The sequence below is a fragment of the Bacteroidota bacterium genome (assembly GCA_018698135.1).
Taxonomy (GTDB): Bacteria; Bacteroidota; Bacteroidia; order CAILMK01; family JAAYUY01; genus JABINZ01.
This window is the reverse complement of sequence record JABINZ010000287.1, coordinates 34,230-42,964: the sequence shown is the minus strand read 5'-3', so window position 1 is coordinate 42,964 and position 8,735 is coordinate 34,230. Positions and strand designations below refer to the sequence as shown.

The following is an 8,735-nucleotide window of genomic DNA, read 5'->3' as shown; positions in this document are numbered from 1 at the left end:
ATGGAGCAAACGCTCCATCTTTTCCAAAAAGCGACTTCCCACTCTTAAACTGTTCTAGCGCTTTTTCTTCTAAATTGTCTAAATAGTTCTGATCCATAATCAAATTTACGATTTTGGACAGAGTTTAATTTACACCCTCATCAGAAATTCTTAAGATCAATATTCACTTAGTTACCAAAGCGCATATTGTTTTCTTTGGTGCTGAAAGCGAGTTGAAACCTATTTTACCAGGGCTTCGGAATTCAACACAGGAAGAAATACTTAAGCAACTATATAGTAATAAAAGACTTAGTCGATAATTAATAGTTATCTTAAATAAGATAGTATTTCCAGTTTGCTCAAGTTCCCTACCTTTCATTAGTCAGTCTTGGGTTCGAAGAAAGGGGTCTACGGGCTATAATTGATTCAATATGTTTTTTTTGTTCTCACTTTAAATAAAAATTCGAGTTAATTAATCCTTGTTCTCCTAACACAAGGCCATTTCTATATACTAAGGATAGTGGGGGCATCAAAAATCTTCTAATACTTTTTCTTTTTTCTTTTCCTTTTCAAAATCCAATAAATCAATACTAACATATTCGATTTCTAATTTAGTTTTATAATTTTCCCCTGTTAAATAAAGATAAATTTTTGTTCTTGATGTTACCCAAACCGAGTAATAGCTTAAATGGCCAAGACTGATAGCAAATCCCCATTGATCATGATCGTTTTTATACAAATCATTTTTCCAGAAAATCTTATCCAGACTTGGATCATGATATTTTTCTTTCAAAATATTTTTTAGAGAATAATAATCTGAAATAAAATCATTTTCATTAGAATGCACTTGAGTAAAAACATATTTTGATCGAACTAATTTATTTTCAATAAAAATATAAAATATGAAACAATCAAAGCCTGCTATTGTGGAACTGTAACCAATAATATCATCTTTATTAATTGGATCTGGTAACTTCTCCGAATTTAATACTTCATCTTTTGTCATCCCCCATAAGCTATTACGAAAAGTAAAACCAGTGTCAATTGTTTCCTGATGCTTAGATTGTTCACCCTCAACTGCGTAACCTTTAAAAAAAACAACCTCCATACCTTCTGCAGTGACTATCTGAATAGATTTATAAAACATTCCTACTATAGGTGGAGTGAAAATAATTTTTAGTATGGTTTGAGAATTTGGTGAAATATATTTCGAATCAAGTGAATGTGAAATATCAGGTGAAAGATATTTGATATTAAGAATTTCAGTAGTCGAATTAGATGTATTGCTTATTGTATATATTATTTCTATTTCAGATCCTATTATAACAGTATCACATTCAAAAGACTGGGGGCTTATTTGTATTCCATTGGCAAAACTAATAAAATATAAAATTAAAAATGGAATAGTAATTAGTAGTTTTTTCATGATATTTTTTATCAAATATACTAAAATTTATTAATACATTCTAAATAGCACTATATACAATAACGCAATCTTATATTCACCCAGCTATCGGCCGGTAGCTTGGATTAGTAGCAAGTTTACTACGGACTATAATAGAATACATTGTTTAACCCATAAGTATTGCCCTAATTGGGTCAGCCAAAACTATTTAATTCAATTGCCAATTATTCAACTCAGGCTTTTGTTATCTCATCTACTTTCTTTTTCTTCGTGCCATTGAAAAAGGGCTTTTATTTTCGTTTGTATAAAGCAAATTATGCATTAGTCTTCATTTTTTCACACCATGATACCATCCCAAAAAGGTGATGAATCATCAACAAATATGAATCACAATATGGAAATTTTCTTTCCTGATCAAAGATGGACTAGTGAAGGTGAGCCTGAACTCGGACTAGGAATCGTTACTGAAATCAGTAAAAGTCGGGTAAAGATACATTTTCCAGTATCCGGTGAAACCCGACTTTATGCTATAGAAAATGCTCCGGTTCGCAGAGTATTCTTCAAGCCGGGGGATACAATTGTGGACACCAATAAACGTTCAATGCTAATTGAACGAGTTCATGAAGATGGCAAATTATTCACTTATTTTGGTCAAGATTGGACATTATCTGAGGCAGATATTGGAGATGTGTCAGTAAAATATGGTTTAGATGATCGACTTTCCATGGGAGATGTGGACACACCAGAACTATTTTCATTACGCAGGAAGACTCTTCAACATGATCATAATAGGAGAATTTCTCCTGTAAATGGATTTGTCGGTGGCCGAATCGATCTGATTCCTCATCAACTTTACATTGCACATGAGGTGAGTATGCGATATGCCCCTCGTGTCCTGCTGTCAGACCAGGTAGGTCTTGGAAAAACAATAGAGGCTTGCTTAATTCTGCATCGTTTACTTTTAAGTGGGCGGATATCAAGAGTTTTGATTCTCGTTCCTGAGTCACTTGTTCATCAATGGTTTGTCGAATTACTTCGAAGATTTAATCTGTGGTTTCACATTTTTGATGAAGAGCGTTGTTCCTCAATTGACAAGAGCGCACCAGATGGAAACCCTTTTCTGGACAATCAATCAATCATTTGTAGTACGGCTTTCTTAGCAGGTTCAGAGATTAGAGCCCGACAAGCACTATCGGCCAATTGGGATATGCTGGTTGTAGATGAAGCACATCATCTGGAATGGTCAGTTGATAAAGTCAGTCCAGCCTACAGTGTTGTTGAACAATTGAGTAAAGTTGCAAAAGGCTTACTTCTCCTGACAGCTACCCCTGAGCAATTGGGACTTCAAAGTCATTTTGCACGACTTCGTTTACTTGATCCTGACAGATACGCTGATTATGATGCTTTCAAAAACGAATCTTCAGATCATAAAGAGATTGCTGATGTTGTTGAAAAATTATCATTAGGCAAATCTTTACGGGCTAAGGATAAAAGTTTACTACAATCGATATTTGGCAAAGAAAGAATAGATTCTCTGGCTGTAGGTGGATATTCAGCACAGAAGAATCTAATCGAGGATTTGCTTGACCAACATGGACCAGGCCGGGTTGTATTCCGAAATACACGATCAGCAATGAGCGGCTTTCCAAAGCGAAAGGCTCACTTGATTCCAATCAAGGGCGTAGACGAGTCTGACCTTTGGAAAGAGCGTTTGTCAAAGGAGTTTTTAGTGGATATGGAGTCTACTGTGGACTCTTCGGTTAAACAACAATTTTGGTTCACTAATGATCCAAGAGTTGACTGGCTTGTAAAAAAAATGGAGGATCTACACCCTGCAAAAGCACTACTCATCTGCAGGAGTAAAGAAAAGGTGATTGCCTTGGAACAGGCACTAGTTAATCGAATTAATCTGAAAGTTGGTGTTTTTCATGAGGATCTCACTATTGTCCAACGGGATAGAAATGCAGCTTGGTTTTCAGAAACAGATGGTGCCCGATTACTTATATGTTCCGAAATAGGAAGCGAGGGAAGAAATTTTCAATTCGCAAATCACCTCATTTTATTCGATTTGCCATTTCATCCAGAATTGTTGGAACAACGAATAGGCCGCCTCGACCGGATCGGTCAGTCAAATGATATCCACATTCATGTCCCATACCTGGAAGGAAGCCCTCAAGAAGTACTTGTCAGATGGTTTCATGAAGGATTAGATGCTTTTAGGGAAAACCTTGAAGGAGGTAATCAACTGGCTCAGTTATTTAGCGATCGTCTGCTCAAGACTGCCATATCGCTCTCATCACCTGATGCTGAAAAGCAATTGAAATCATTGATCGCTGAAACAGCTATTTTCCAAAAAGAATTAAAAAAGACCCTTGCAGACGGGCGCGATCGTTTACTGGAAATGAATTCCTATCGTCCTGAAATTGCAAAAAAACTGGTTGAGCTGATCAAGGCAGAAGACCTTAATATGAGTCTTGAAATATACATGAACAATGTCTTTGACCATTTTGGTGTTGAAATAGAAGACCTTGCTCCCCAAACCTATTTATTGCATCCTGACAGAACCAATAATGAGGTTTTTCCTTCGATTCCAAATACAGGTGTTTCAATCACATTTGATCGTAAGCGAGCACTGAGCCGGGAAGATATTCGTTTCCTCAGCTGGGATCATCCTATGGTAACAGATGCCATTGACATGGTATTGAGTTCAGGAACTGGAGCTGTCAGTTTTGGAGTCCTTCGTAAAAAAGGAAACCCTGCCCTGCTCCTGGAGCTACTTTTTGTTCTTGAAACAGCAGGAGAACAAAGCATTTATGTGGATCGTTTTCTGCCCAATACACCCCTGAGAGTTGTTGTTGACCACAGTTGCACGGATGTAACTCATTTATATTCAGTTGAAACCTTTGACCAACAATTGCTACCCGGTAAAATGGACGATTTGATAGATAATGACAGCTTTATGGAAAGCATTCTTCCTAATATGATGTCAGAAGCCTCCAAAATTGCTGAAGCCTTAGGGGCAACAGAAGTAGCAAATGGGATGAAAAAGATGAATTTCACTCTGGATCACGAAATCGATCGACTTAAATTGTTACAAAAAAAAAATAAGCACATTCGACCGGAAGAAATTCAGATTGCTTTACAAGAACAGTCAACTCTTGCAAACCTCATTAGTGAGGCAAGAATCAGGTTGGATGCACTCCAACTTATTAGAGTTAATTAATCCTTAGTCCTAAATCTCAAAGCCATTTCTACAAACTACTGTTAGTGGGGTTGCCTTATTTGGTGTTTTCACTAAATTATTATTAATTGTTGGTGATAACACCAACAATGGCGAAAGGCGTGGGGACTATGGACAAGTATTAATTCAATTTCATAATCCTGAGTCCCCAAACACAAGGCTATTTCTACAGACTAAGAATAGGAAATGTATTGAAACAATTCGAAATTCCTTAATCATTATTCATAAAGCCTTGCTTCGTGATCACTTCAAGAAAAGCTTTTGAAAAATGGAGATTATCTGTTTTTTTGTAGCGTTTATCTGTAAAAACCTGGGCTAATGTTTCAACATCATTTTCTTTCACAATTTCTTTGTAAAAGTTCATGTTCTCCTTCTCTTCAAAAAGAGATTTGATTGTTTCATCTGAATAATCCTGATAGGTATCTTCATGAACAATGGCTTCTAAAGGTAAGCGATCTGTTAAACCTGGATTTTCATCCGGATAGCCAACAACCACTGTAGTAATAGGTACAACACCTTTAGGCAGGTTAAGAACATCAATTATTTTATCAGCTAAATAGATAGTAGTTCCTAAATAACATATCCCCAATCCTTGATCCTCAGCAGCAATACAAGCATTTTGAGCTGCTAATAAAGCATCGATGGCTGCAGTAAAGAAAAACAGAAAGTTATCATAACCAGGCTCAGCCTTACTTAACTTACACCATTTGTTGAAACGATTTATATCTGCACAAAAGGTTAATACAACAGGTGCCTCACTGACCATAGCCTGATTAAAATGGCAACCTAATAGTTCATCTCGTATTTCTTGAGATTTTGAAACTACAATACTATACACCTGCATATTACCGGTAGTAGACGCTCTGCTTGCAGCCTCCAAAACAGTGTTTAATGTCGAGGCATCAATTGGCGTATTTTTATACTTACGTATACTTTTATGATTAAAAATGGCATCAATCATTTCTAAGGATTTTAAATGGCTATTTGTTCAGGATGTAAATATTAGGAATTGTATAATAAGAACAAAATAAATATGTGTTTAATTCAATGAAGATCGAATAAATTCTTCCATCTTTTGAATTTCATTAGCCTGAAACCAAACAATCTCTTTGTCTCTTCTTAACCAAGTCATTTGTCGTTTTGCATAATTCCTGCTATGCTGCTTAAACTTAGCAATGGCCTCATCAAGTGAATATTTGTGATCAAAATAATCAAAAAATTCAGTATAGCCAATGGTCTTCAAGGAAGTCAGCTCACGAAATTCAATCAAACTTTCTACTTCATTTACTAATCCATTGTCAAACATTTGATCGCATCGGTCTTCTATACGCTTGTATAAAACTTCGATTGGAACTTCGATGCCTATTTTAACAGATTCAAAATCACGTTTTGGTAACTGTTGATTTGTATAATAAGAAAAAGCTTTTCCAGTTCCTATGCATACTTCTAAAGCTCGAATTACTCGCCTGGGATTATGTATATCTATTTTGTTGTAAGTGAAGATATCCAGCTGTTTCAATTCGTCAGACAAAATGGCAAGTCCTTCATTTTCCATGCGTAAGTCCAATTCTTGTCTAATGGAGCTATCAACTTCAGGAATATGGTTTATTCCTTTGGTAACTGTATCAATAAATAATCCTGAACCACCTACTAGAAATGGCAATTTACCAGCTTTCAATAACTGGCTTATTGTTTTTAAAGCAACTTGCTCAAATGCAGAAACATCTACAGGATTCAATATCGATTCGAAACCAACAAAGTGATGCTTTACTTGAGCTAACTCTGTATCTGAGGGTTTTGCTGTTCCTATATTTAGTTCATGGTAAAATTGCCGAGAATCGGCCGAAATAATTTCAGCACCAAACTTTAATGCAAGGGAGATAGCTAGAGTAGTTTTTCCACATGCTGTAGGGCCTTGAATGACTACAATTTTGGACATGTGAAGGATTAATAATAATTATCATTGTCAGGATAATCTTCTTCTAAACTATCCAAACTCTCAAATCCGCTTAATTCATCTTTATAATCATCCAGATCGTCCAAATCTTTTAAATCAAATTTATCCGATTCGTTGCCTCCATCATAAACATCATCATTCTTTTCTATCAAGTTTTTCAATAATTCCATATCGTCATCCGACATGCTTTTTTCATCAAAACCAGCAAATAACTCTTGTTTTGGATCATCACCTGAGGACTTTATTAATTTAGGTAATTTTTCATTCTCTAACTTTTCTTTTCTAATGCTTTCTAATTCAACTTCAAAATTCCACATGTTTAAGAAATCATAAATATAAGTCAGTTTATCTCCAGTTTCTTTTAACACATCAGCAATACTAACATCTTTCATCAATGTAGCGCCTTCTTCCTTTTGCATGTCAGTTAAGCAAAATTCTTCACGATCACTTCTACTATCATAATTCTGGTAAAAAGATGCTAATTCGCCATCTTCAAAATGCACAGAATTCAGGATTGCTTTATGCAATACAATCAAAGGATGATTTGCATCTACGTCAATAATCCTGAAAATATCCGGATCATCCTTTACAGAAATTTTTATACTATAAACTGACATGGTATTAATTTGATTACTCTTTCAAAATTAGTTTATAAATTGCAAACGAGACAATTAATTAGCCTTGTTTTCATTTAAATCAACTTCAAGACCTTTTTCTTTTGCAATTTTCAGTAATAATGCAAAAGCTTCTGAATAATTATTTCCAATTACCCCTTCCATAATGGCTTCTTTTATTTCATCTTTTATTTCACCAACTAATCGGGAAGGCTTTAATTTTAATGCTTTCATGATGGTTTCACCAGCAATTGGATTCTTCCAATTTCTCAATTCATCCTTTTCAGTGACCTCTTCTATTTTGATTTTTACATTATCAAAACGTCTCAAGAAAGTTTTTACTTTTTCTTGATTTTTTGAAGTCACATCTGCTTTACAAAGTACCAGTAGGTCATTTATATCATCACCTGACTCTACTATTAATCGTCTGATGGCTGAATCAGTAACTTCTTCTTTTGTGAGAGCTACAGGACGTAAATGCAGATAAACCATTTTTCTTACATACCGCATTTTCTCATTCATTGGAAGCTTCAACTTTTTAAAAACCTGAGGAACCATCCTCGATCCAACTACTTCATGCCCATGAAAGGACCAGCCTACTTTATTATCAAATTTTTTGGTAGCAGGTTTGCCAATATCGTGTAAAAGTGATGCCCAACGCAACCACAGATTATCAGTAACTTCAGAAATATTATCCAGTACTTGCAGCGTATGATAAAAATTGTCTTTGTGTGAGATATTATCAATGGTTTCTGCTCCTTTCAAATCCAACAATTCAGGAAGAATATAATCTAATAAGTGAGTATCATGTAATAATTTAAATCCAATTGAAGGTATTGGTGAGCACATGATCTTATTCAATTCATCTGTAATTCTTTCCTGTGTGATTATTTGCAAACGATCTGCATTTTTGCATATCGAATCGAAAGTATCAGGATGCAGGCTAAATCCAAGTTGAGAAGCAAATCGAGCTGCACGCATCATTCTCAAAGGATCGTCAATAAATGTTTTATCAGGATGTAATGGAGTGCGTAGAATACAACTGTTTAGGTCATTCAAACCAGAAAAAAGATCAACTAAGGATCCAAAATCCTGCTTTCTCATACTAATTGCCATCGCATTAATTGTAAAATCTCTGCGATTCAAATCATCTTCGAAACTACCCTTACTGACAATTGGATTTCTGGAATTAAGCTGATAAGACTCTTTGCGAGCACCAACAAACTCAATTTCATAACCTTTGAATTTGATGTTTGCGGTACCAAAAGTTTTGAAAATATTCAAATCAGCTTTATGACCAATCGACTTAACAAATAGTTTTGCGAATTCAATACCATCTCCAACAACAACAAAATCGATATCTTTTGATGGACGATGAAGAAACTGATCTCTGACAAAACCACCAACAACATAAACATCTGTTTGGGACTTATCGGATAAATCAGATACTAAGCTGAATATTTCATTACCAGCTAGATAACTACTGATATCGGTTTGAATATCTTTCAAATTAAAATACTAATTGCTATAAATGACAGG

The 8,735-nt window shown here is 35.1% G+C and carries 6 protein-coding genes; 1 reads left to right on the top strand and 5 read right to left on the bottom strand.

What is annotated here, in order from left to right:
- Positions 1 to 508: 508 nt before the first annotated feature.
- Positions 509 to 1,405: a hypothetical protein gene (locus HOG71_18025; protein ID MBT5992749.1), complete on the bottom strand. Its 897-nt coding sequence runs from the start codon at positions 1,403 to 1,405 to the stop codon at positions 509 to 511.
- A 373-nt stretch (positions 1,406 to 1,778) separates the two neighbouring features.
- Here HOG71_18025 and rapA point away from each other — a divergent pair, with 373 nt between their 5' ends.
- Complete coding sequence (rapA, locus tag HOG71_18020) at positions 1,779 to 4,607, top strand: RNA polymerase-associated protein RapA (GenBank protein ID MBT5992748.1); 2,829 nt, start codon at positions 1,779 to 1,781, stop codon at positions 4,605 to 4,607.
- Positions 4,608 to 4,836: 229 nt separating this feature from the next.
- Here the strand turns inward: rapA and HOG71_18015 are convergent, their stop codons facing one another.
- From HOG71_18015 to HOG71_18000, 4 genes are all read right to left on the bottom strand, one after another.
- Positions 4,837 to 5,586, bottom strand: a complete 750-nt coding sequence (locus HOG71_18015) for an NADPH-dependent oxidoreductase (GenBank protein MBT5992747.1) — start codon at positions 5,584 to 5,586, stop codon at positions 4,837 to 4,839.
- A gap of 78 nt (positions 5,587 to 5,664) precedes the next feature.
- Entirely contained in the window at positions 5,665 to 6,564 is a 900-nt protein-coding gene (gene miaA / locus HOG71_18010) for a tRNA (adenosine(37)-N6)-dimethylallyltransferase MiaA (protein MBT5992746.1), read from the bottom strand.
- 8 nt (positions 6,565 to 6,572) lie between these two features.
- A complete protein-coding gene (locus HOG71_18005) occupies positions 6,573 to 7,199 on the bottom strand; it encodes a hypothetical protein (protein MBT5992745.1) in 627 nt (208 codons plus the stop codon).
- A 54-nt stretch (positions 7,200 to 7,253) separates the two neighbouring features.
- A complete protein-coding gene (locus tag HOG71_18000; protein ID MBT5992744.1) occupies positions 7,254 to 8,705 on the bottom strand; it encodes an HD domain-containing protein in 1,452 nt (483 codons plus the stop codon).
- Between the last annotated feature and the right edge of the window lie 30 nt (positions 8,706 to 8,735).